At 68.0% G+C, this 23,080-nt stretch carries 21 protein-coding genes; 14 read left to right on the forward strand and 7 right to left on the reverse strand.

Annotated features, from left to right (window positions below; genetic code table 11):
• Position 1 precedes the first annotated feature (1 nt).
• The 9 genes from uvrC (at position 2) to AC25YV_RS06360 (ending at position 8,588) form a co-directional block, all read left to right on the forward strand.
• Complete coding sequence (gene uvrC / locus AC25YV_RS06320) at positions 2–1,933, forward strand: excinuclease ABC subunit UvrC (protein ID WP_488122991.1); 1,932 nt, start codon at positions 2–4, stop codon at positions 1,931–1,933.
• Positions 1,934–1,957: 24 nt separating this feature from the next.
• Positions 1,958–2,839 carry an RNase adapter RapZ gene (rapZ, locus tag AC25YV_RS06325; RefSeq protein ID WP_488122992.1) on the forward strand — a complete coding sequence of 294 codons (882 nt, stop codon included), beginning with the start codon at positions 1,958–1,960 and terminating at the stop codon, positions 2,837–2,839.
• 69 nt (positions 2,840–2,908) lie between these two features.
• Positions 2,909–3,886 carry a DNA-binding protein WhiA gene (gene whiA / locus AC25YV_RS06330; RefSeq protein ID WP_488122993.1) on the forward strand — a complete coding sequence of 326 codons (978 nt, stop codon included), beginning with the start codon at positions 2,909–2,911 and terminating at the stop codon, positions 3,884–3,886.
• 129 nt (positions 3,887–4,015) lie between these two features.
• Positions 4,016–4,636 (forward strand): superoxide dismutase, encoded by a 621-nt coding sequence (locus AC25YV_RS06335; protein WP_488122994.1) that lies wholly within the window; start codon positions 4,016–4,018, stop codon positions 4,634–4,636.
• A gap of 211 nt (positions 4,637–4,847) precedes the next feature.
• Complete coding sequence (gene gap / locus AC25YV_RS06340) at positions 4,848–5,852, forward strand: type I glyceraldehyde-3-phosphate dehydrogenase (protein ID WP_488122995.1); 1,005 nt, start codon at positions 4,848–4,850, stop codon at positions 5,850–5,852.
• A 9-nt stretch (positions 5,853–5,861) separates the two neighbouring features.
• The gene (locus tag AC25YV_RS06345; protein WP_488122996.1) at positions 5,862–7,076 is read left to right on the forward strand and encodes a phosphoglycerate kinase; all 1,215 of its coding nucleotides are present in this window, start codon (positions 5,862–5,864) and stop codon (positions 7,074–7,076) included.
• The gene (tpiA, locus tag AC25YV_RS06350) at positions 7,067–7,858 is read left to right on the forward strand and encodes a triose-phosphate isomerase (RefSeq protein ID WP_488122997.1); all 792 of its coding nucleotides are present in this window, start codon (positions 7,067–7,069) and stop codon (positions 7,856–7,858) included. The genes AC25YV_RS06345 and tpiA overlap by 10 nt, the downstream gene beginning before the upstream one ends.
• Before the next feature lie 125 nt (positions 7,859–7,983).
• The gene (gene secG, locus AC25YV_RS06355) at positions 7,984–8,235 is read left to right on the forward strand and encodes a preprotein translocase subunit SecG (RefSeq protein ID WP_488122998.1); all 252 of its coding nucleotides are present in this window, start codon (positions 7,984–7,986) and stop codon (positions 8,233–8,235) included.
• The gene (locus tag AC25YV_RS06360) at positions 8,235–8,588 is read left to right on the forward strand and encodes an RNA polymerase-binding protein RbpA (RefSeq protein ID WP_488122999.1); all 354 of its coding nucleotides are present in this window, start codon (positions 8,235–8,237) and stop codon (positions 8,586–8,588) included. The genes secG and AC25YV_RS06360 overlap by 1 nt, the downstream gene beginning before the upstream one ends.
• Here AC25YV_RS06360 and pgl read toward each other — a convergent pair.
• The 6 genes from pgl to tkt are packed head-to-tail and all read right to left on the reverse strand — an operon-like array spanning position 8,582 to position 16,683.
• The gene (gene pgl / locus AC25YV_RS06365; RefSeq protein WP_488123000.1) at positions 8,582–9,361 is read right to left on the reverse strand and encodes a 6-phosphogluconolactonase; all 780 of its coding nucleotides are present in this window, start codon (positions 9,359–9,361) and stop codon (positions 8,582–8,584) included. The two genes, AC25YV_RS06360 and pgl, sit on opposite strands and share 7 nt — an antisense overlap.
• Positions 9,354–10,307 (reverse strand): glucose-6-phosphate dehydrogenase assembly protein OpcA, encoded by a 954-nt coding sequence (locus AC25YV_RS06370; RefSeq protein ID WP_488123001.1) that lies wholly within the window; start codon positions 10,305–10,307, stop codon positions 9,354–9,356. Before AC25YV_RS06370 ends, pgl begins: the two co-directional genes overlap by 8 nt.
• On the reverse strand, positions 10,304–11,854 hold the full coding sequence (gene zwf / locus AC25YV_RS06375) for a glucose-6-phosphate dehydrogenase (RefSeq protein ID WP_488123002.1): 1,551 nt from the start codon (positions 11,852–11,854) through the stop codon (positions 10,304–10,306). The genes AC25YV_RS06370 and zwf overlap by 4 nt, the downstream gene beginning before the upstream one ends.
• Positions 11,855–11,867: 13 nt before the next feature.
• The gene (locus AC25YV_RS06380) at positions 11,868–13,490 is read right to left on the reverse strand and encodes a glucose-6-phosphate isomerase (RefSeq protein WP_488123003.1); all 1,623 of its coding nucleotides are present in this window, start codon (positions 13,488–13,490) and stop codon (positions 11,868–11,870) included.
• The gene (gene tal / locus AC25YV_RS06385; RefSeq protein ID WP_488123004.1) at positions 13,487–14,605 is read right to left on the reverse strand and encodes a transaldolase; all 1,119 of its coding nucleotides are present in this window, start codon (positions 14,603–14,605) and stop codon (positions 13,487–13,489) included. Before tal ends, AC25YV_RS06380 begins: the two co-directional genes overlap by 4 nt.
• Positions 14,602–16,683, reverse strand: a complete 2,082-nt coding sequence (gene tkt, locus AC25YV_RS06390) for a transketolase (protein WP_488123005.1) — start codon at positions 16,681–16,683, stop codon at positions 14,602–14,604. Before tkt ends, tal begins: the two co-directional genes overlap by 4 nt.
• Positions 16,684–16,911: 228 nt before the next feature.
• Between tkt and AC25YV_RS06395 the strand changes: the two genes are divergently transcribed.
• Positions 16,912–17,838: a heme o synthase gene (locus AC25YV_RS06395; RefSeq protein ID WP_488123006.1), complete on the forward strand. Its 927-nt coding sequence runs from the start codon at positions 16,912–16,914 to the stop codon at positions 17,836–17,838.
• Between the two features lie 289 nt (positions 17,839–18,127).
• Here the strand turns inward: AC25YV_RS06395 and AC25YV_RS06400 are convergent, their stop codons facing one another.
• Positions 18,128–19,099 carry a COX15/CtaA family protein gene (locus tag AC25YV_RS06400; protein ID WP_488123007.1) on the reverse strand — a complete coding sequence of 324 codons (972 nt, stop codon included), beginning with the start codon at positions 19,097–19,099 and terminating at the stop codon, positions 18,128–18,130.
• Between the two features lie 247 nt (positions 19,100–19,346).
• Between AC25YV_RS06400 and sufB the strand changes: the two genes are divergently transcribed.
• Genes sufB through sufC form a run of 4 tightly spaced genes read left to right on the forward strand, consistent with a single transcriptional unit; the run spans position 19,347 to position 23,071 of the window.
• On the forward strand, positions 19,347–20,765 hold the full coding sequence (gene sufB, locus AC25YV_RS06405) for a Fe-S cluster assembly protein SufB (RefSeq protein ID WP_488123008.1): 1,419 nt from the start codon (positions 19,347–19,349) through the stop codon (positions 20,763–20,765).
• A complete protein-coding gene (gene sufD, locus AC25YV_RS06410) occupies positions 20,766–21,956 on the forward strand; it encodes a Fe-S cluster assembly protein SufD (RefSeq protein ID WP_488123009.1) in 1,191 nt (396 codons plus the stop codon).
• On the forward strand, positions 21,953–22,279 hold the full coding sequence (locus AC25YV_RS06415) for a non-heme iron oxygenase ferredoxin subunit (RefSeq protein ID WP_488123010.1): 327 nt from the start codon (positions 21,953–21,955) through the stop codon (positions 22,277–22,279). Before sufD ends, AC25YV_RS06415 begins: the two co-directional genes overlap by 4 nt.
• Complete coding sequence (gene sufC / locus AC25YV_RS06420; RefSeq protein WP_488123011.1) at positions 22,280–23,071, forward strand: Fe-S cluster assembly ATPase SufC; 792 nt, start codon at positions 22,280–22,282, stop codon at positions 23,069–23,071.
• Positions 23,072–23,080: the final 9 nt, after the last annotated feature.

Consider the following 23,080-nt stretch of genomic DNA (forward strand, 5'->3'; position numbering starts at 1 on the left):
CATGACCCGATCCGTTCCCACGGTCGCGTACAAGCCGAAGCCGGGGGAGATCCCGACGAACCCCGGCGTCTACCGATTCCGTGACCGCGACGGACGGGTGCTCTACGTCGGCAAGGCGAAGAACCTGCGCGCACGGCTGTCGAACTACTTCGCTCCGTTGCACACGCTCCACGAGCGCACGCGGCGGATGGTCACGACCGCGGCCTCCGTCGAATGGACCGTCGTCGCGACCGACGTCGATTCGCTGCAGCTCGAATACCAGTGGATCAAGGAGTTCGATCCGCCGTTCAACGTTCGCTACCGCGACGACAAGTCGTACCCGTTCATGGCCGTCACCCTCGCCGACGAGGCGCCGCGCGTCCTCGTGACGCGCAATCGCCGGATCGCGGGGGCGAAGTACTTCGGGCCGTACCCGAAGGTGTGGGCCGTCCATGACACGATCGACCAACTCATCAAGGTCTTCCCGATCCGTACCTGCAGCGATGCGTCGTACAAGAAGGCGATGTCGACGGGGCGGCCGTGCTTCCCCGGTCAGATCGGCCGCTGCGGCGGCCCGTGCTCGATGCGCGTCACGATCGAGGAGCACCGCGCGGTCGTCGATGACTTCGTCGCGTTCATGGCTGGCGGCGACCAGCGGTTCACGCGCGACTTGACCGCCCGCATGCGCGAGGCCGCCGCAGCGATGGACTACGAAGCGGCCGCCGTCTACCGCGACCGGCTGCAGGCGATCGACGCCGTCTTGAACAAGAGCGCCCTCGTGCTGGCCGAAGACACCGACGCCGACCTGTTCGGCATCGCCGAAGACGAACTCGCCGCCGCCGTGCAGCATTTCGTCATCCGGGGCGGGCGCGTGCGCGGCGTGCGAGCGACGACCCTCGAGAAAGAGCTCGACATCTCGGGCGGGGACCTCGTCGACCAGGTCCTGCAGCGCGCCTACGGCGACGCCGCCGGTGCTGACATCCCGCGGCAGGTGCTCGTGCCTTCGATGCCCGAGGACGCGACCGAGCTCGAGACCTGGCTGCGTGAGCGACGCGGTCGGAACGTGTCGATCCAGATCGCGCAGCGCGGACGCAAAGCCGAGCTGATGAAGACCGCGACGCTCAACGCCCAGCAGGCCCTCATGCTGCACAAGACCCGGCGCACGAGCGACTACGTCGCCCGCACGCAGGCGCTCACCGATCTGCAGGAGGCGCTCGGAATCGCCGAGGCCCCCCTTCGGATCGAGTGCTTCGATGTGTCGCACCTGAGCGGGACGAACGTCGTCGCCTCGATGGTCGTGTTCGAAGACGGCCTGCCCCGCAAGGACCAGTACCGGTCGTTCGGCATTCCCGAGACGACGGATGACACCGACTCGCTCTACCAGGTGCTGACGCGACGTCTGGCGTATCTCGATCGGCCCGAGGCGCGCGACCCTTCACCGGGCTCCGGCAACGACGACGCGGGATCAGCGGCCGAGGGCGCAGACGCAGCGGCAGGGGAGCGGAAGCGGCCTCGGTTCGCGTACCGTCCGCAGCTGCTCGTCGTCGACGGCGGCAAGCCCCAGGTCGAGGCGGCTGCCCGTGCGCTGCACGATGCCGGGCGTGCCGAGATCGCGCTGTGCGGTATCGCCAAGCGGCTCGAAGAGGTGTGGCTTCCGGGTGAGGATTTCCCGGTGATCCTGCCGCGCACGAGCGAGGCGCTCTACCTCCTGCAGCGGCTTCGCGACGAAGCCCACCGTTTCGCGATCTCGCACCAGCGCAAGCGACGTCGACGCGACATCCAGAGCGTACTGGCCGAGGTCCCGGGCCTCGGCGAGACGAGGATCAAAGCGCTTCTGCGCCACTTCGGCTCGGTCACGGCGTTGAAGGCGGCGAGCCCCGAAGAGATCTCGGAGCTGCCGGGCATCGGCCCCAAGCTCGCCGGGACGATCCACGCCCACCTCGCGACTCGATAGGCTGAGTTCCTGGACGGGGGGCTTATGAGCGACGATTCCCGGCGTGACGCCGGTGAAGTGCTGATCGTGACGGGGCTGTCCGGTGCCGGTCGGTCCACGGCTGCGAACGCGCTCGAAGACCTCGACTGGTACGTCGTCGACAACCTCCCGCCGCAGATGTTCAAGCCCCTGCTCGATCTGACCGAGATCGCGGGTGAGGCGCTGCCCAAGGTCGCCGTCGTCGTCGACGCGCGCGGCCGCGACATCTTCTCCGAGCTTCCCGAGGTGATGCGGACGCTGCGCGAGCGCCGCCCCGTCCGGTCGATCTTCCTCGATGCATCCGACGACGTGCTCGTGCGACGCTTCGAGGCGGTGCGCCGCCCGCACCCGCTGCAGGGCGACGGCACCATCCTCGACGGCATCCGGCAGGAGCGCGAACGACTCGCGCCCGTGCGCGAGCGGGCGGACATCATCGTCGACACGTCGCTGCTCAACGTGCATCAGCTGTCGACGCGCGTCGTCGATCTCTTCTCCGAAGAAGGCGCGGCGCGGCACACGCTCACGATCATGAGCTTCGGTTTCAAGTACGGTCTGCCTCCTGACGCCGACATCGTCGCCGACATGCGATTCCTCCCGAACCCGTTCTGGCAAGAGGACCTGCGCGCCCTCACGGGCGAAGACCCACGGGTGCGCGACTACGTGCTGAGCCAGCAGGGCGCCGAGCAGTTCATCGACTCCTACGCCGAGTCGCTCGTGCCCGTGCTCGAGGGGTATCAGCGCGAGAACAAGCGGCACTCCGTCGTCGCGATCGGATGCACGGGAGGCAAGCACCGCTCGGTCGTGATGTCGCGTGAGCTCGCGAGCCGGCTGTCGAAGGTTTCCGGCGTCGCCGTGCGCATCAAGCACCGCGACCTCGGGAGGGAGTGAGCGGCGGTCGACGACTCCGCGCGAGAGTAAGCTGGACGATCGTCCCCGTTCCCATCTGTGAGGAGAGACGTGTCGCTGACCGCCGACGTGAAGGCCGAACTGATCACCGTGAGGGATCCGCGCCCGTCGGCCCGTGTCGCCGAGCTGACCGCGCTCCTGCGGTTCTCGGGCGGGCTCCACTCGATCGCCAACCGCGTGGCTGTCGAGGCTGAACTCGACTCCGACCGTCTCGCACGTCGCGTCGCCCGTGAGTTGATGGAGATCTACGGCGTGCGGCCCGAACTCGTGCACGTGCAGGGCTCCGGCGGACGCTCCGGCAACAACTTCGCCGTGCGGGTCATCGACGGCGGTGAGACGCTCGCGCGCCAGACGGGTCTGCTCGATCAGCGCCGCCGACCCGTGCGCGGCCTGCCGAACAAGCTCACGACCGGCGCGCGACCCGACCTGGCCGCCATCTGGCGGGGCGCCTTCCTCGCAGCAGGCTCGCTGAGCGACCCCGGCCGCTCGGCCGCGCTCGAGATCACGTGTCCCGCGCCCGAAGCGGCCATGGCGCTCGTCGGTGCCGCGCACCGTCTCGGCATCCCCGCCAAGGCGCGCGAAGTGCGCGGCGTGCCGCGCGTCGTCGTCCGCGAGGGCGAAGCCATCCGGCTCGCGCTGGCCGAGATGGGCGCTGTCCGGGCGGCCGCGGACTGGGATCAGATGCGTCAGCGTCGCGAGGTGCGCGCCGGGGTCAACCGTCTCGTCAACTTCGACGACGCGAACCTGCGGCGGTCCGCCCAGGCAGCCGTCGCTGCGTGCGCGCGAGTCGAGCGAGCGCTCGAGATCCTGGGCGACGAGGTGCCTGATCACCTGCGTGAGGCAGGGGAGCTGCGTCTCGCACACCGCGATGCCAGCCTCGACGAACTCGGGCACCACGCCGATCCGCCGCTCACGAAAGACGCCGTCGCCGGCCGCATCCGCAGACTCCTCGCGATGGCCGACAAGAAGGCCGAACAGGACGAGATCCCCGGCACCGAATCGGCCGTTCCGCTCGGCGGCGAGGACTGACGCGCTCCGGTTCACCAGAGCGCATGCGCCGCAAGCCCCCGCCGGGTCTGCTGTGGCTCAGTAGGATGAAACGGTCACCCCCGCCGCAGGACGCCTTCGCGTTCACGGTGCCGACAGGAAGAAGAGAACATGGCGACCTACACGCTTCCCGACCTCCCGTACGACTACGCAGCGCTTGAGCCGCACATCAGTGCGACGATCATGCAGCTGCACCACGACAAGCACCACCAGGCCTACGTGACCGGCGCGAACACTGCTCTCGAGCAGCTCGCCGAGGCGCGTGACAAGGGCGACTTCTCGAACGTGAACAAGCTCGAGAAGGACCTCGCGTTCAACCTCGGCGGCCACACGAACCACTCGATCTTCTGGAAGAACCTCTCGCCGAACGGCGGAGACAAGCCCACGGGTGACCTCGAGTCCGCGATCGACGATCACTTCGGGTCGTTCGACAAGTTCCAGGCTCACTTCGGCGCAGCCGCGCTCGGCGTGCAGGGATCGGGCTGGGCAGGCCTGTTCTGGGACTCGATCGGCGAGAACCTCATCATCCAGCAGTTCTTCGACCAGCAGTCGCAGTTCGCGGCGGGCACCGTGCCGCTCCTGCTCCTGGATGTGTGGGAGCACGCGTACTACCTCGACTACAAGAACGTGCGTGCCGACTACGTCAAGGCGTTCTGGAACATCGCCAACTGGGACGACGTGCAGCGTCGCTTCGCGACGGCGCGCGAGAAGACCGCAGGTCTGCTCGTCTGAGCTTTTCTGTAACCGCCCGGCGCCACCGCGCCGGGCGGTTTTTTCTGTCCGGCCCTACTCGCGGGGTGCACCCTGCGCTAGGGTCGGAGGCGGCGAGGATGCCCCGGTGGCCCCGTCATGCGGGCTGGTGGGAACATCCTTCCGTTCAAGGGAGATCGCGTGACAGGGACGCCGATCCGGGCCCCGGCGCGACGAGAAAACGGGAGATACCGTGACCGTCAAGATCGGCATCAACGGCTTCGGCCGCATCGGACGCAACTACCTCCGCGCAGCGCTCGCTCAGGGCGCGGACGTGGACATCGTCGCGGTGAACGACCTCACTGACAACAAGACGCTTGCCCACCTGCTCAAATACGACTCGATCCTCGGTCGACTCGACGCGGACGTGTCGCACAGCGCAGACTCGATCACGGTCGGCGACAAGACGATCAAGGTCTTCGAAGAGCGCGACCCGGCGAACCTGCCGTGGGGCGACCTCGGGGTCGACATCGTGATCGAGTCGACGGGTCGCTTCACGAACGCGGACGACGCGCGAAAGCACATCGAGGGCGGCGCCAAGAAGGTGCTCATCTCGGCACCCGCGAAGGGCGAGGACGGCACGTTCGTCATGGGCGTGAACGAGCAGGACTACGACCCCGCGACCATGAACATCATCTCGAACGCGTCGTGCACCACGAACTGCCTCGCGCCGATGGCGAAGGTGTTCAACGACGAGTTCGGCATCAAGCGCGGCCTCATGACGACGGTGCACGCGTACACGGCCGACCAGAACCTGCAGGACGGCCCGCACCGGGACCTGCGCCGCGCGCGTGCTGCGGCCCTCAACATCGTCCCCACCTCCACCGGCGCAGCCAAGGCGATCGGCCTCGTGCTGCCCGAGCTCAAGGGCAAGCTCGACGGCTTCGCGCTGCGCGTGCCGGTGCCGACGGGCTCGGCCACCGATTTGACGATCGAGACGCGTGACGGCGTCACGGTCGAACAGATCAAGGCGGCGTACAAGGCAGCCGCAGAGGGACCGCTCAAGGGCATCCTGAAGTACACCGAAGACGAGATCGTCTCGAGCGACATCGTGACCGATCCGCACTCGTGCATCTTCGACGCGGGCCTCATCCGCATCATGGGCAACCAGGTGAAGATCGTCGGCTGGTACGACAACGAGTGGGGATACGCGAACCGTCTCGTCGACCTCACCGAGTACGTCGCCGATCGTCTCTAGGATCGTCCTATGACCCTGCGCACCATTGATTCGCTCGGGACGCTCGCTGGCAAGCGCGTCATCGTTCGCTGCGACCTGAACGTGCCCCTCAAGGGCGGCGTGATCGGCGACGACGGCCGCGTGCGAGCCTCGCTGCCCACGCTCAACGCCCTCATCAACCAGGGTGCCCGGGTGGTGGTCTGCTCGCACCTCGGCCGGCCCGGCGGCAAGCCCGACCCCGCGTACAGCCTCGAGCCGGTCGCACAGCGGCTGTCCGAACTGCTCGGCAAGCCCGTCGCGTTCGCGCGCGACACCGTGGGCGATTCCGCCCACGAGGCCGTCGCGGCCCTCGAAGAGGGCGACGTCGCCGTGATCGAGAATCTGCGGTTCGAGCCGGGTGAGACATCGAAGGATGCCGCCGAGCGCCGCGCCTTCGCGGAACAGCTGGCGAGCCTGGGCGACGCGCTCGTCTCGGACGGGTTCGGCGTCGTGCACCGCAAGCAGGCTTCGGTCTACGAGCTCGCCGAGCTGCTGCCCAGCGCTGCGGGGCTGCTGATCGAGAACGAGGTGGATGTGCTCGATCGCCTCACTGAGAACCCGCAGCGGCCGTACACGGTCGTGCTCGGCGGATCCAAGGTGAGCGACAAGCTCGGCGTCATCGAGCACCTGCTGCCGCGCGTGGACCGGCTGCTCGTCGGCGGCGGCATGATGTACACGTTCCTTGCCGCCGAGGGCTACTCCGTCGGGGCCAGCCTGCTCGAAGCGGACCAGCTCGAGACAGTGAAGAACTACATCGCCGCAGCGAAGCAGCACGGTGTTCAGCTCGTGCTGCCCGTCGACGTCGTCATGGCCGAGTCGTTCGCCGCGGATGCGGCGCACGTCGTCGCCGACGTGGCGCACCTCGAGGACACCCCCTACGGCTCTTCGGGCATGGGGCTCGACATCGGTCCGCGTACCGCGGTCACGTTCGCCGACGTCATCCGCGAATCCGCGACGGTGTTCTGGAACGGCCCCATGGGGGTCTTCGAGATGCCGGCGTTCGCTGCCGGAACCAAGGCCGTCGCGAAGGCGCTCACCGAGGTCGACGGTCTGTCCGTCGTCGGAGGCGGGGACTCCGCAGCGGCCGTGCGGCAGCTGGGCTTCACCGACGAGGAGTTCGGCCACATCTCGACCGGGGGCGGGGCGAGCCTCGAGTTCCTCGAAGGCAAGAAACTTCCCGGACTGGAGGTCCTCGGATGGCAGTGACGACACGCACTCCGCTCATTGCGGGCAACTGGAAGATGAACCTCGACCATCTGCAGGCGGTCGCGTTCGTTCAGAAGCTGCACTGGGCGCTCAAGGACGCCAAGCACGAAGACGGGTCGGTCGAGGTGGCGGTGTTCCCGCCGTTCACCGACATCCGCACGGTGCAGACCCTCATCGACGCCGACAAGATCCCGTTCGCCCTCGGTGCCCAGGATCTGTCCGCGCACGATTCGGGCGCGTACACGGGCGAGATCTCGGGGGCGTTCCTTGCCAAGCTCGACAACGCGTACGTCATCATCGGCCACTCCGAGCGGCGTCAGTACCACGACGAGACCGACGAGATCGTGGCTGCCAAGGTGAAGGCGGCCCTGCGTCACGGCATCGCCCCGGTCATCTGCGTCGGCGAGACGTCCGAAGACCTCGAAAAGTTCGGCGCGAGCGCCGTGCCCGTCGGCCAGCTCGAGGTGGCCCTCGAGGGCGTCGCACCCGAGGCTGACATCGTCGTGGCGTACGAGCCGGTCTGGGCGATCGGCTCGGGACAGGCTGCGACGCCCGAGCAGGCTCAGGAGGTCTGCGCCCAGCTCCGTCAGGTCGTGGCCGCGAAGCTGGGCGCCGAGGCCGCCGCCCGCACACGCATCCTCTACGGCGGGTCGGTCAAAGCCGCCAACATCGCGAGCTTCATGCGCGAACCCGATGTCGACGGGGCTCTCGTCGGTGGAGCGAGTCTCGTCGTCGACGAGTTCGCCGCAATCATCCGATTCCAGAAGCACGTCGGTGTCTGAATGATGTGACAGGCGCCGTCGGCGATCCGACTTTGCCGACGCGCCTGTCGATACCTGGGCGCCCGCCCCCTATACTTGACCCTTGTGCGATCGCTGGGAGATCGCGGCGAAAGGCTTCAACGACTGTGCAGATCCTCGAGTTCGTCCTCCAGGTGCTTCTCGGCATCACGAGCCTCCTGTTGACCCTCCTCATCCTGCTCCACAAGGGGCGCGGCGGCGGTCTCTCCGACATGTTCGGCGGTGGTATGACGTCGTCGATGGGCTCGTCGGGCCTCGCCGAACGCAACCTCAACCGGTTCACGGTGATCCTCGCCTTCGCGTGGTTCCTGTCGATCGTGGCGCTGGGCCTCCTGAACAAGTTCCAGGGCCTCGTCTGATGGCCTCCGGAGGAAACGCGATCCGCGGCACCCGCGTAGGTGCCGGCCCCATGGGCGAGCAGGACCACGGCTTCCACGCCGACCGCGTCGCCGTGTCGTATTGGGATGCCCTCGGCAATGAGACCGTCCGCTACTTCGCGGCGGGCATCGCCGACGAAGAGATTCCCGAGACGATCGACTCTCCGCACTCGGGCCTTCCGGCCGGCCGCGACAAGGCGAATCCGCCGGCGCTGGCCAAGACCGAGCCCTACAAGACTCACCTGGCCTACGTGAAGGAACGCCGTACCGAAGAAGAGGCCGATGCCCTTCTCGGTGACGCGCTTTCGCAGCTTCGCGAGCGCCGCGGTCAGTAGTCGCGGTCGATGAGCTCGGGGGGAACCTGTCCCGCCGCTGCGTCATCGACGAAGAAGACCGTGCGCTTGCGGCCTTTGGCGCCCCCCGCGGGCACACTTTCGTAGCTCGCCCCCGCGAGAGCGAGTCCGAGTGCTGCTGCCTTGTCGGCGCCGGCGAGGACCAGCCACACGCGCTGCGAGGCGTTGATGACGGGTCGCGTCATCGTGATGCGCTCGGGCGGAGGCTTGGGCGAGTCGCGCACGCCGAGTACTGCGCGGTCGGTCACCTGGATCTCGGCGCGGTCGGGGAACAGGGACGCGATGTGAGCGTCGGGTCCGACGCCGAGCAAGCACACGTCGAACGACGGCCACGGCTGCTCGGGGGTGCCGAAGCGCGCAAGCTCTGCAGCGTAGCGCTCGGCCGCCGCGTCGAGGTCGATACCCTCGTCGCTGCCGGCGGCAGCGTGGATGTTCTCGGCGGGGATGTCGAGCGCGGTCAGAAGCGCGCGCCGTGACTGCACGTCGTTGCGTTCGTCATGCCCGTTCGGCACGAAACGCTCGTCGCTCCACCAGAAGTGCACGAGCGACCAGTCGATGTCGGCCATGCGGTCATCCTGACCCGCTGTGCTCAGCACCCGGCCGCCCATCGAGCCACCGGTCAGCGAGACGTGCACGGTCTTGCCGCGCGCGGTCCGCTTGAGGATCAGGGTGACCAGTCGCGTTGCGACGGCGGTCGCGAGTTCCTCGGGGTCGGCCGCGATGACGACCCGCTTCTCACCCTCGAACTCAGCCATGGATCTCCTGCGTCGCACCGGTGTCCAAGAGCGCCCAGCCCTCAGTGATCACTCGACCATACAGGACGTCCGGACCGAGCCTGCGGAGCTCTTCCGCGAGGCATTCGCGCAGCGTTCGCCGGGGCAGCACGAGGTCGTGCTGCGGCTGGCCGGGCTGCGTCAGGCAGGCGACCGCCGGGCTCGAACGCTCGAGCAGGATGTCGCCGTCAGCCCGTGCGAGACGCACGGATTTGATGCCCTCGGCCCATTCGTCCTCGGGCAGGTACTGCCAGTTCACGGGGACATCGAGCGCAAGGCGCAGCCAGGCCGCGAGCAGTGCGGTCGATGGGGATGTGGCCGCGCCGCGCACCTCGACCGCGGTGACGGGCTGGTACGGAGGCTGGTCGAGGACGGCGGCGAGCTGTTCGCGCCAGTGCGTGAGACGCGTCCATGCGAGGTCGGTGTCGCCGGGCGCGTGCGTCTGCCCCAGATGGGCGACGAAGCTCGACGGGTCGGTCTTGGTCGCTGCATCGGTGATGCGTCGCTGCGCGATGCGGCCGATCGAGGTCTGCGAGGGGGACTCGGGCGTCGCGTTCGGCCACCACGCGACGACGGGCGCATCCGGCAGCAGCAGCCCCGTCACGAGGCTCTCGCGGTTCGACGAGCCGGCTTCGCCGAACACGCGGAGCGTGATGACCTCGCTCGCTCCGGCGTCGCCGCCGACACGGATCTGCGCGTCGAGCCGAGCCTCGGAGGCATCCTCATCGAACATCAGCACGATGACGCGCATCGGATGCTCGCGCGACGCATCGTTGGCGGCTTCGATGGCTTCTTCCATCTCATGCTCGTTCGTGAGGATGATGAGGGTGAGCACGCGCCCGAGGGCCACGGCACCGCCCTCTTCTCGCACGTTGACGAGCGAGCGGGAGATCTTGCTGACAGTCGTGTCGGGCAGATCGACGATCACGGGCGCCTCCAGGCTCGTCCGTCGCGGCTGAGCATGGCGTCCGCGGATGGCGGGCCCCACGACCCGGGGGAGTACTGCTCCACGGGGCCGCTCTGCTGCGCCCAGAACTCCTCGATCGGGTCGAGGATCTTCCACGAGAGCTCAACCTCTTCGTGACGCGGGAAAAGCGGCGGGTCGCCTAGGAGCACATCGAGGATGAGCCGCTCGTAGGCTTCGGGACTCGCCTCGGTGAAGGCGTGGCCATAGCCGAAGTCCATCGTGACGTCGCGCACCTGCACGCCGGCGCCGGGCACCTTCGAGCCGAAGCGGATCGTGACGCCCTCGTCTGGCTGCACGCGGATGACGAGCGCGTTCTGCCCTTGACCAGAGGTCTGGCTCGACGGGAAGAGCAGTTCGGGAGCGCGCTTGAACACGACGGCGATCTCGGTGACGCGTCGTCCGAGGCGCTTGCCCGTGCGCAGGTAGAACGGCACGCCCGCCCAGCGGCGCGTGTTGATCTCGAGCGTGATGGCGGCATACGTCTCGGTCGTGGACTGCGGGTTCATGCCGTCTTCCTCGAGGAAGCCGAGCACCTTCTCACCGCCCTGCCAGCCACCCGCGTACTGTCCTCGCGCCGTCGAGCGCGAGAGGTCTTCGGGCAGCGTGACGGCGGCGAGCACCTTCTCTTTCTCAGCCCGCAGATCCCGCGCGTCGAACGAGTTGGGTTCCTCCATCGCTGTCAGGGCGAGCAGCTGCAACAGGTGGTTCTGGATGACGTCGCGTGCCGCGCCGATGCCGTCGTAGTAGCCCGCCCGGCCGCCCACACCGATGTCCTCGGCCATCGTGATCTGCACGTGATCGACGTAGTTGCGGTTCCAGATGGGCTCGTAGAGCTCGTTCGCGAACCGCAGCGCGAGGATGTTCTGCACCGTCTCTTTGCCGAGATAGTGGTCGATCCGGAAGATCGAATCGGTCGGGAACGCCGCGCGCAGCGCGTCGTTCAGTGCCCGCGCCGAGTCGAGGTCGTGCCCGAACGGCTTCTCGATCACGACGCGTCGCCAGCGCTCCGGCTGGTCGGCGGTGTCATCGACGAGCCCGGAGGACTTCAGCTGCTCGGCGACGACGGGGAAGTCCTTCGGCGGGATGGACAGGTAGAACGCGTGGTTGCCCATCGTGCCGCGTTCGACGTCGAGGCGGTCGACGGTCTCACGCAGGCGCTCGAAGGCCTTCGGATCATCGAACTCGCCCTGCACGAAGCGGATGCCCTGCATGAGCTGCTGCCAGGTCTCTTCACGGAACTCGGTGCGTGCATGCTGGCGCACGGCCTCGTACACGACCTCGGCGAAGTCCTGGTCGGCCCAGTCGCGGCGAGCGAACCCCACGAGGGCGAAGCCCGGAGGAAGGAGCCCGCGGTTGGCGAGGTCATACACCGCCGGCATGAGCTTCTTGCGCGACAGATCGCCGGTCACCCCGAAGATCACCAGGGCGCTGGGCCCTGCGATCCGGTTCAAGCGGCGGTCATCGGGGTCGCGGAGCGGATTGCGTCCGCGAGAGACTTCCACGGTCATAGGGGGGAGGCTCCTACTGGGCAGCTTCGAAGAGCGTGAGCACTTCGGCCTGCGGATCGGTCAGCGTGAGCGTCACGACGGGGCGTCCGTGCCCGTCGGCGAGCACGCTCGCATCACCGGCCGCCTGTGCCTGGATCAGCTGACCGAAGGTGAACGGCCGTCCGGGGATCTCGAGGTCGACGTCGGTCTGCTCGATGATCTGCAGGAACACACCCGTCGCGGGGCCGCCCTTGTGGTACTGACCGGTCGAGTGCAGGAAGCGCGGACCCCAGCCGAAGGTCGTCGGACGGCCTGAATCGGCCGCGACGAGTTCGCGAAGTCCCTGCAGCTGCGGCAGGCGCAGACGGTCGACATAGGCCTGCACCGCGACGTAGCCGTCGGCAGGGATCCGGGACCACAGGGCGTCGAGCACGCCCGCGAGGGTTCCGGATGCTGCGAGCTCGGGGTCCGAGACGCGCACCTCGACGCCGTTGACGGCGAAGGCAGGAGCCGTCGGCTCGGGGCGTGCGTCCAGCAGCCCCCGCGTGGCGATCTTGGCCGATTCGACATCGGGCTGGTCGAAGGGATTGATCCCGAGCATCCGCCCGGCGATCACGGTGGCGTACTCCCACACGACGAACTGAGCCCCGAGCGAGCCGCTCACGAGCACTTCGCCCTCGTGGTGCTCGAACAGGTGGAACTGCTTTGCCTCGTCGACGAGTCGCACGATCTGCATGTCTTCGGGCGTTCTCTCGACCTCGGGCGAGACGGGCAGCAGCACGACGGGAAGGATGCCGGTGCCGTTCTTGCCCGTCGACTCGGCGACGAGCTGTTCGATCCAGTCGGGCAGGCCCACGACGTGCGTGCCGTCGGTGATGAGACCGAGCTTGTCGCGGCGCGGTTGGGAGCCGGTGATCGCGGCGGCCAGAACGAGCGCGGGGTTGTCCGGGCTGTCGATCGAGACTTCGAGGAGCGTCGCCTCGGCTTCGTCGAGGATCTCCGAGATGTCGACGCCGGCGAGGCCGGACGGCACGAGACCGAACGCCGTGAGGGCTGAGTAGCGGCCGCCGACGGTCGGGTCGGCGTTGAAGACGCGGTAGCCGTCCGCGCGAGCGGCCATGTCCAGCGGGGAGCCGGGGTCGGTCACGACGACGATGCGCTCGAGCGGATCGATGCCGATGTCGCGGAACGCGGCCTCGAAGGCGCGCTTGGCCGAGTCGGTCTCGACGGTCGATCCGGACTTGGACGACACGACGAGCACGGTCTGGTCGAGACCGCCGGCCTCGGCGTCGCCGTCGATCGCGGCGAGCACCTGGCCGGGGGCCGTGGAGTCGAGGATGACGAGCGGCACGCCCGCCGTCTGGGCGATGACCTCGGGGGCGAGCGAGGAGCCGCCCATGCCGGCGAGCACGACCCGGGTCACGCCCTTCGCCACGAGTTCTGCGCGCAGGGCCTCGATCTCGGGCACGAGCGGACGCGATACGCTGACCGCCTGAACCCAGCCGAGACGCTGAGACGCCTCGGCTTCGGCTGCGGGCCCCCACAGGGTGGGGTCGCCCGCGGTGATGCCCGAGGCGACGAGGCTCTCGACGAGGGCCGGCAGTGTGGCCTCGACGACGGACTTGACTTGGCCGCTGAGGTGGATATCGAAGCTCATCGGGTTTCCTTCGCGTTCGTCAGGGCATCGGACACGGTCTGCTGCAGGTCGTGCCACGACGCGATGAACTTGTCGACGCCCTCGTCTTCTAGCACCTGCGTGACATCGGCGAAGTCGACGCCGACGGTCGCGAGATCGGCGAACACTTTGTGCGCGGCCTCGTAGGTTCCGGTCACCGTATCGCCGGCGATCTCGCCGTGGTCGAACGTCGCCTCGAGCGTCTTCTCGGGCATCGTGTTGACGGTGCCGGGGGTGACGAGCTCGGTCACGTAGAGCGTGTCGGGGAGTGAGGGCTCCTTGACGCCGGTCGAGGCCCACAGGGGGCGCTGGGCGTTGGCGCCGAGCTCGATGAGCTTGCGAGCGCGGGGCTCGGCGAACTTCTGCTCGTAGAGCTCGTACGCGAGGCGCGCGTTCGCGACGCCCGCGAGGGACTTGAGCGCGAGCGCCTCCTCGCTGCCGATCTCGACCAGCCGCTTGTCGACTTCGGTGTCCACGCGCGAGACGAAGAACGACGCGACGGAGTGGATCGATGCGAGGGGGAAATCGGCCGAGAAAGCGCGCTCGAGACCTTCGAGGTACGCATCGATGACCTCTGCGTAGCGCTCCAGGCTGAAGATCAGCGTGACGTTGACGCTGATGCCTGCCGCGATGACCTCCGTGATGGCGGGCAGACCGGCCTTCGTCGCGGGGATCTTGATCAGGACGTTGTCACGCCCGACGCGTGAGTACAGCTGCTTGGCCTGCGCGATCGTGCCTGCCGTGTCGTGCGCGAGATCGGGAGAGACTTCGATCGACACGCGGCCGTCCACACCGCTCGTGGCGTCGTAGACGGGCCGGAAGATTTCGGCCGCGTCGCGCACGTCATCGGTCGTCGCGGCGAAGATCGCCTCGTCGACGTCGGCCCCGGATGCCGCGAGTTCGGCGATCTGGGCACTGTAGGCCTCGGCGCCGCCGCCGATGGCCGCCTGGAAGATGCTGGGGTTGGTCGTGACGCCCGTGACGTTGCGGGTCTCGATCAGCTCGGCGAGGTTGCCGGACGTGATCCGTGAGCGCGAGAGGTCGTCGAGCCAGATGCTCACGCCTGCTTCGGACAGCTTCTGGGTGGGAGTGCTCATGCGTTCTCCTTGAGGGTTTCGCGGGCCGCCTCGACGACCGCTTCGGCGGTGATGCCGAACTTCTGGAAGAGCGTCTTGTAGTCGGCCGAGGCACCGAAGTGCTCGATCGAGACCGAGCGGCCGGTGTCGCCGACGATGTCGCGCCACGTGAGTGCGAGGCCGGCCTCGACGGAGACGCGCGCCTTGACGGCGGCGGGGAGGACCGATTCGCGGTAGGCCGCGTCCTGCTCGGCGAACCACTCGAGTGACGGCGCAGAGATGACGCGCGCCTGCACGCCTTCGGCAGCGAGCGTGTCGCGCGCCTCGACGGCGAGCTGCACTTCGGAACCCGTCGCGATGAGGAGGACGTCCGGGTTGCCGTCGGGGGCGTCCACGAGCACGTAGGCACCCTTGGCGACGCCGTCGGTCGTGGCGAAGCCGTCCTCGCCGCGGGGGAACACCGGGATGTTCTGACGGGTGAGTGCGATGCCGGCGGGGCCCCCGTGACGCCGCAGGATCTCAAGCCACGCGGCGGCGGTCTCGTTAGCGTCGGCGGGGCGCACGATCGCGAGGTTCGGGATCGCGCGCAGCGTCGCGAGCTGCTCGATCGGCTGGTGCGTGGGGCCGTCCTCGCCGAGGGCGACCGAGTCATGCGTCCACACGAACACCGACGGCACGTTCATGAGGGCCGCCAGACGCACGGCCGGCCGCATGTAATCACTGAAGATGAGGAACGTGCCGCCGTACGCCCGGGTGGGCCCGTGCAGCACGATGCCGTTCACGATCGCGGCCATCGCGTGCTCGCGGATGCCGAAGTGGAGCACCCGACCGTAAGGGTCGCCGGACCACTCGGTCGTGGACCACTCGGACGGGATGAACGACTTGGCGGACTTGATCGTCGTGAGGTTGGATTCGGCGAGGTCGGCCGAACCGCCCCACAGCTCGGGGAGGTGCTCGGCGAGGGTATTGAGGACGAGGCCTGACGCAGCGCGCGTCGAGACCTCTTTGCCTGCTTCGAAGCTCGGCAGCGCGTCGGCCAGATCCTCGGGCAGAGCTGCCGCCTCAAGCCGGTCCAGCAGCGCCTTGCGCTCGGGGTTCGCCGCGGCCCACGCGTCGAACGACTCCTGCCAGGCGGCGCGGTCTTCCCGTGCGCGCTCGGCGAGCCGGCGGGTGTGCGCGATGACATCGTCGGCGACGACGAAGGACTGTTCGGGGTCGAAGCCGAGGACGGACTTCGTCGCGGCGAGCTCGTCTGCGCCCAGCGCCGAACCGTGGATCTTGCCCGTGTTCTGCTTGCCGGGGGACGGCCAGCCGATGATCGTGCGCAGAATGATGAGGGACGGCTTGCCGGTCTCGGCCTTCGCGGCCTCGATTGCGGCGTGCAGTTCGGCGATGTCTTCGACGTACTCGCCGGACTTCTTCCAGTCCACCGTGCGCACGTCCCAGCCGTACGCCTCATAGCGGGCGGCGACGTCTTCGGAATAGGCGACGTTGGTGTCGTCCTCGATCGAGATCTGGTTGGAGTCGTAGATCGCGATCAGGTTGCCCAGCTGCTGGTGGCCGGCGAGAGAGGATGCCTCGCTCGTGACGCCCTCCTGCAGGTCGCCGTCGCCGGCGATGACGTAGACGAAGTGGTCGAAGGGGCTCGTTCCCGCCGCGGCATCCGGGTCGAAGAGACCCCGCTCGTAGCGCGCCGCATACGCGAAGCCGACGGCCGAAGCCAGGCCCTGCCCCAGCGGTCCGGTGGTGATCTCGACGCCGTCGGTGTGACCGTGCTCGGGGTGACCCGGGGTCTTCGAGCCCCACGTGCGCAGGCTCTTGAGGTCGTCGAGCTCGAGTCCGAAGCCGCCGAGGTACAGCTGCACGTACTGGGTGAGCGAGGAGTGCCCGACCGAGAGGATGAAGCGGTCGCGTCCGAGCCAATCTGTGTCGGTCGGATCGTGGCGCATCACCCGCTGATACAGCAGGTACGCCGCCGGGGCCAGGCTCATCGCCGTTCCCGGGTGGCCGTTGCCCACCTTCTCGACGGCATCCGCCGCGAGGATTCGCGCGGTGTCCACCGCGCGCCGATCGATTTCATCCCACTGCAGATCCGACACCCGGCCGCCTTCCAGAAAGAGGGGTTGCGCCCGCCGAAGCCGGTAAGCAGACCGCGTCCGCGAAGACACAGCCGGTGCGGGGCGCGCGTGTGGTTTCAGCATAGCGAAGGCGCATGCACCGGCGACGATACGACCGCGACGCAGGGCGTCCCGCTCACGGCGGGGGAGGGCGGACGCCCCATGGCCTAGACTTGGAGGGATTCTCTGGCGGGCGAAAAAGCGGGAGCGATGGACACGACGACACTGCGGACGACTGCGACTTCCGCCACCCGTCGCCCCCTCGGACAGACGATCCGTGCCTATGTGCAGCTGACCAAGCCGCGCGTGCTCGAGCTGCTGCTCGTGACGACGGTGCCGGTCATGGTCCTCGCCCAGAACGGCCTGCCGAACCTCTGGCTCGTGCTCGCCACCGTCATCGGCGGTTCGATGAGCGCCGGGTCGGCCGCCGCGTTCAACATGTACCTCGATCGCGACATCGACGCGCACATGGCGCGAACGGTCAACCGCCCCCTCGTGACGGGCGAGGTGTCACCGCGTGGCGCCCTCATCTTCTCGTGGGTGCTCGCCGTGGTGTCGACGCTGTGGCTGCTGGCCACGACGAACTGGCTCGCCGCGACGCTGTCGGCCGGCGCGATCTTCTTCTACGTCGTCATCTACACGATGATCCTCAAGCGCCGCACCGAGCAGAACATCGTGTGGGGCGGCATCGCCGGATGCTTCCCCGTGCTGATCGGCTGGACGGCCGTCACGGGGTCGCTCGCGTGGCCTCCCATCATCCTGTTCGCCGTCGTATTTCTGTGGACGCCGCCGCACTACTGGCCGCTGTCGATGAAGTACAAGGTCGACTACGAAGACGTCGCTGTGCCCATGCTGGGCGCGACGCGCAACGGCTCGCAGGTCGGCCTGCAGGTCATCCTGTACGCGTGGGCGACCGTCGCGTGCTCGCTGCTGCTCATCCCCGTCGCGCACATGGGACTCGTGTACTCGGTTTCGGCCGTCGTCTTCGGTGGCTGGTTCATCTACGAGTCGCACCGCCTGTACAGCCGCGCTGTGCGGGGCACCGAGCCCCGCCCCATGCGCGTCTTCCACGCGTCGATCACCTACCTGACGCTGCTCTTCGTCGCGATCGCCGTCGACCCGCTACTGCCCTTCTAGCCCGCGGATCAGACGCTCGCCGCGCTATGCGGGGCATCCGTGACGTCGGCTGGTGCGCGCACCGAACCATCCGGTGCATCGGTCCGTCGCCGACCCACGCGCTGGTGTGTCCGTCTGCAGAGCGGATGGTGACTTCGGGAAGGGATGCCCGGTCGATGACCGGTGGTCTCTGCGCCTGTCGGATCTTCCGGCACGGTCAGGTCGCCACGGCACGGTCAGTCCCCGCGGTACCCGGTCGGGGATCGTGGCCCGTCGGGGACCGTGCGCTCGGAGACCCGCGCGCGGTGCGTCAGAGGGGGCGGGATGCCTCGGGCGCGCGAGTCGCGAGCTCGGCGTCGATCGCGGCCTGCGGCATCTTGAGGTGCAGGATGACGACGGTCATCACGGCGGCCGTGAGGGCGGCGAGCACCATGTGCACGCCGACGGCGAGGACGGGCAGTCCGTTGCGGGCCTGGTAGAGGCCGACGCCGATCTGCACGAGTTCGGCGACGAGCAGCAGCGCCGTCCACAGAGCGAGGCTCGGAACGGCCGAGCGCCGCGCCCACGAGCCGACGAGCAGGATGACCGTGAGCGCGAACAGGATGTACCCGGGCCACGCGTGGACATGCTCGAGCACTTCGGCGTTGAAGCCGCTGCGCCCCGCGTCCGCGTCACCCGAGTGCGGGCCGGCGCCCGTCGTGAGCACGCCGAAGAAGATCGTCAGGGCGACGGCGAAGGTCGTGACACGAGCGACCAGGGCGTACCACCGCGGCACGGCGAGGACGCGCGGACCGGGTTCCTGCCGCATCCGGACGAGGAAGGCCGCCGTGACGCATACGAGCACGACGGACGCGACGTAGTGGAAGCCGACGATGAAGGGGTTCAGCCCCGTCAAGACCGTGATCCCGCCGACGACCGCCTGCGCGACGACGCCGCCCACCACGATCAGGGCGAGCACGAAGAGGTCGCGGCGCGAACGGCGCAGGCGCCAGAGGAGCACGACGACGATGAGGGCGAGAATGCCGACGAGCCCCGTCAGGGTTCGGTTGCCGAACTCGATCACCCCGTGGATGCCCATTTCTGGCGTCGGCACGAGCGAATCTGCCGTGCAGTTGGGCCACGTGGGGCAGCCGAGGCCCGACCCGGTGAGTCGCACGGCACCGCCCGTGCCGATGATGAGCACCTCTGCGAGGAACGAGAGCCACGCGAAGACGCGGATGCGCCGATCGACGCGGTCGGGCAACCAGCGCGGTGTCGGAGCGATGAGCGTCTGCACGGACATTGTTTCTCCTGCGGGTCGACTCCGGTGCGGCGGCGGAGCAGGGCGCCTCGCCCGCGAGCGCGGGCAAACCCTGTAGAATCGTGAAGTCGGATGCGGTCGCTCGAAGCGCCGGGATCCATAGACAGTCTAGGCGCGAAGCACAGCGCCACTTGAGGGGCCCACCAGCGGCATCCATTCCTTCGAATACATCATGTGAGTGGAATGCCGGGGCGGATGAAACCGTTGAGGCCCAGAGGAGAGTGTGACGATGTCAGATGTGCTGATCGACCGCCCGGAGCTCGATGGGCTGGGTGTCTACGAGTTCGGATGGCACGACGCGGATCCCGCGGGTGCCATCGCCAAGCGAGGGATCGATGAGAGCGTCGTACGCGGCATCTCGGCCCTCAAGGACGAACCCGAGTGGATGCTGAAGACCCGGCTCAAGGGCTATCAGCTCTTCGGCCGCAAGCCGATGCCGACGTGGGGCGCAGACCTCAGCGCGATCGACTTCGACAACATCAAGTACTTCGTGCGCTCGACCGAGAAGCAGGCACAGTCCTGGGAAGACCTCCCCGCCGAGATCCGCGAGACGTACGAGAAGCTCGGCATCCCCGAGGCTGAGCGCCAGCGCCTCGTCGCCGGCGTCGCCGCGCAGTACGAGTCCGAGGTCGTCTATCACCAGATCCGCGAAGACCTGGAGCAGCAGGGCGTCATCTTCATGGACACCGACACGGCGTTGCGCGAGCACCCCGAGTTCTTCCAGGAGTACTTCGGAACGGTCATCCCCGCCGGCGACAACAAGTTCGCGGCGCTCAACACGGCCGTGTGGTCGGGCGGATCGTTCGTCTACGTGCCGCCCGGCGTGCATGTCGAGATCCCGCTGCAGGCGTACTTCCGGATCAACACCGAGAACATGGGCCAGTTCGAACGGACCCTCATCATCGCCGACGAGGGCTCGTACGTGCACTACATCGAGGGCTGCACGGCACCCATCTACAAGAGCGACTCGCTGCACTCGGCCGTCGTCGAGATCATTGTGAAGAAGAACGCCCGCGTGCGCTACACGACGATCCAGAACTGGTCGAACAACGTCTACAACCTCGTCACGAAGCGTGCCGTCGCGCACGAGGGCGCGACGATGGAGTGGGTCGACGGCAACATCGGCTCCAAGGTGACGATGAAGTACCCGTCGATCTTCCTCATGGGTGAGCACGCGAAGGGCGAGACCCTGTCGGTTGCGTTCGCGGGCCCCGGTCAGCACCAGGATGCCGGCGCGAAGATGGTGCACATGGCGCCGTACACGCAGTCGTCGATCGTGTCGAAGTCGATCGCCCGCGGTGGCGGTCGCACGGGCTACCGCGGCGAGGTCCGTGTCGAGCCCGGAGCGCATCACTCGGCGAACTCGGTCGTCTGCGACGCGCTGCTGGTCGACACCATCTCGCGTTCGGACACCTACCCCGCGATCGACATCCGCGTCGACGACGTGCAGCTCGGCCACGAGGCGACGGTGTCCAAAGTCAGCGAGGAACAGCTGTTCTACCTCCAGTCGCGCGGCCTGCCCGAGGCAGAGGCGATGGCGATGATCGTGCGCGGCTTCATCGAGCCGATCGCGCGCGAGCTTCCCATGGAGTACGCGATGGAACTCAACAAGCTCATCGAGATGGGCATGGAAGGATCGGTCGGCTAGATGACGGCCATGACACAGGCACCCACGACGGTGCCGGGTTCTCGAGCGCACTCCGACGGTGCCGGGGCATTCGTCCCCGTGCAGACGCGGTCCGAACGGCCCTGGTCGTTCGACCCCGCGGACTTCGCGGTGCCCACGGCCCGCGACGTCGGCTTCAAATACGCACCGCTTGACCGGCTCGCGCCCCTGTTCGCCGATGAGGCGGGCCCGCGCGAGGTCATCGAGGTCTCCGTCGACGCACCCGACGAGGTCGAGCAGCTGACTCTCGAGGTCGGCCAGTCCCCGCGCGGCGACGTCTTCACCCCCGAGGACCGGCCGTCGGCGATCGCGTGGAAGCAGGAGGCCGACGCTCCCCTGCTGCGGATCCCCGCCGGCGTCGAGCTCGATCAGCCGATCGTCGTCGACCTGCGCGGCACCGGCGGAATCGCACACGCCCACGTCGTCATCGAGGCGATGCCGAACTCGCGCGCGACCGTGCTGTTCCGCCACGTCGGGTCGGCCCACCACGCGCAGAACATCGAGATCATCGTGCGCGACGGTGCTCGCCTCGACGTCATCTCGGTGCAGCAGTGGAACGACGACGCCGTGCACGCGGCATCCCATCAGGCCCGCGTCGACAAGGACGCCTTTCTGCGCCACTTCGTCGTGAGCTTCGGCGGGGGCGTCGTGCGCGTCAACCCCTCGGTCGAGCTCGCAGGCCCCGGCGCTCAGGGTGAACTGTACGGTCTGTCGTACGCCGACGCCGGCCAGCACCTCGAGAGCCAGGTGTACCTGCACCACAAGGGGCCGCAGACGCGTGGCGACGTGCTCTACAAGGGCGCGCTGCAGGGTCAGTCCGCGCGCAGCGCATGGGTGGGCGATGTGCTCATCGGGCGGGATGCCGTCGGCACCGACTCGTACGAGGCCAACCGCAACCTGATCCTCACCGACGGCGCCCGCGCCGACTCGGTGCCGAACCTCGAGATCGAGACGGGTGACATCCAGGGCGCCGGGCACGCGAGTGCGACGGGTCGCTTCGACGATGAGCAGCTGTTCTATCTGCAGGCTCGTGGGATCCCCGAAGCCGAGGCGCGACGCCTCGTCGTGATCGGGTTCCTGACCGAGATCGTCCAGAAGATCGGCATCGCCGATCTCGAGGCAGAGCTGTCCGCCGCCATCGAGCGCGAACTCGAGGGTGAGACGGCCCCGTGAGCGCGACCCGCGTATGCGCGCTGAGCGACCTCGTCCAGGACGAAGCCCGTCGTGTCGAGGTGGACGGCGTGGCGATGGCACTCGTGCTCGACTCCAGCGGCGAAGTGCACGCGATCGGCGACGTGTGCACGCACGGTGACATCTCGCTGTCCGAGGGCTTCGTCGACGGTGAGACGCTCGAGTGCTGGGCCCACGGCTCGGCCTTCTCGCTGCGCACCGGCAAGCCCCTCAACCTCCCTGCGTATGAGCCCGTCCCGGTCTATGCCGTCGAGATCGACGGCGACGACGTGCTCATCGACCCCGCTTTGAAGAAGGAAGTCTGAATGTCTGTCCTCGAGATCCGCGACCTGTACGTGACGGTCCAGACGGATGCCGGCACCACGCCCATCCTCAACGGTGTGACCCTCACGATCCGCAAGGGTGAGACCCACGCCATCATGGGACCCAACGGCTCGGGCAAGTCGACCCTGGCCTACACGATCGCCGGTCACCCCAAGTACGAGGTCGTCAGCGGCACCATCACGCTCGACGGCGAAGATGTCCTCGAGATGTCCGTCGACGAGCGTGCTCGTGCGGGACTGTTCCTGGCGATGCAGTACCCCGTCGAGATCCCGGGTGTGACGGTGACGAACTTCCTGCGCACCGCCAAGACGGCGATCGAAGGCGAAGCGCCCGCGATCCGCACGTGGACGAAGGACGTCAAGCAGGCCATGAAGAACCTGCGCATGGACGGCAAATTCGCCCAGCGCAACGTCAACGAGGGCTTCTCGGGCGGCGAGAAGAAGCGCCACGAGATCCTGCAGCTCGAACTGCTGAAGCCTCAGATCGCCGTTCTCGACGAGACCGACTCGGGCCTCGACGTCGACGCGCTCAAGATCGTCTCCGAGGGCGTCAATCGCGCCAAGGCCGAAACCGGCCTCGGTGTGCTGCTCATCACGCACTACACGCGCATCCTGCGCTACATCCACCCCGACCACGTCCACGTCATGGTCGGCGGGCGCATCGTCGAAGAGGGCGGCCCCGAACTGGCCGATCGTCTCGAGAACGAGGGCTACGACCGGTTCCTCGACCCGTCGGCGGGCTCGGGCACCGACCTCGCCGCAGCCGACGCTTAGGATCGCCGT

Source organism: Microbacterium sp. Y832, assembly GCF_057669765.1.

What these genes read in the sequence shown, in the direction of transcription:
- AC25YV_RS06380 (WP_488123003.1), bottom strand. Translation starts at nt 13,490, where the DNA reads ATGAGCTTCGATATCCACCTCAGCGGCCAAGTCAAGTCCGTCGTCGAG.
- AC25YV_RS06360 (WP_488122999.1), top strand. Translation starts at nt 8,235, where the DNA reads ATGGCCTCCGGAGGAAACGCGATCCGCGGCACCCGCGTAGGTGCCGGC.
- AC25YV_RS06335 (WP_488122994.1), top strand. Translation starts at nt 4,016, where the DNA reads ATGGCGACCTACACGCTTCCCGACCTCCCGTACGACTACGCAGCGCTT.
- AC25YV_RS06345 (WP_488122996.1), top strand. Translation starts at nt 5,862, where the DNA reads ATGACCCTGCGCACCATTGATTCGCTCGGGACGCTCGCTGGCAAGCGC.
- AC25YV_RS06395 (WP_488123006.1), top strand. Translation starts at nt 16,912, where the DNA reads ATGGACACGACGACACTGCGGACGACTGCGACTTCCGCCACCCGTCGC.
- AC25YV_RS06400 (WP_488123007.1), bottom strand. Translation starts at nt 19,099, where the DNA reads ATGTCCGTGCAGACGCTCATCGCTCCGACACCGCGCTGGTTGCCCGAC.
- pgl (WP_488123000.1), bottom strand. Translation starts at nt 9,361, where the DNA reads ATGGCTGAGTTCGAGGGTGAGAAGCGGGTCGTCATCGCGGCCGACCCC.
- sufB (WP_488123008.1), top strand. Translation starts at nt 19,347, where the DNA reads ATGTCAGATGTGCTGATCGACCGCCCGGAGCTCGATGGGCTGGGTGTC.
- uvrC (WP_488122991.1), top strand. Translation starts at nt 2, where the DNA reads ATGACCCGATCCGTTCCCACGGTCGCGTACAAGCCGAAGCCGGGGGAG.
- zwf (WP_488123002.1), bottom strand. Translation starts at nt 11,854, where the DNA reads ATGACCGTGGAAGTCTCTCGCGGACGCAATCCGCTCCGCGACCCCGAT.
- tpiA (WP_488122997.1), top strand. Translation starts at nt 7,067, where the DNA reads ATGGCAGTGACGACACGCACTCCGCTCATTGCGGGCAACTGGAAGATG.
- tal (WP_488123004.1), bottom strand. Translation starts at nt 14,605, where the DNA reads ATGAGCACTCCCACCCAGAAGCTGTCCGAAGCAGGCGTGAGCATCTGG.
- sufD (WP_488123009.1), top strand. Translation starts at nt 20,766, where the DNA reads ATGACGGCCATGACACAGGCACCCACGACGGTGCCGGGTTCTCGAGCG.
- rapZ (WP_488122992.1), top strand. Translation starts at nt 1,958, where the DNA reads ATGAGCGACGATTCCCGGCGTGACGCCGGTGAAGTGCTGATCGTGACG.
- sufC (WP_488123011.1), top strand. Translation starts at nt 22,280, where the DNA reads ATGTCTGTCCTCGAGATCCGCGACCTGTACGTGACGGTCCAGACGGAT.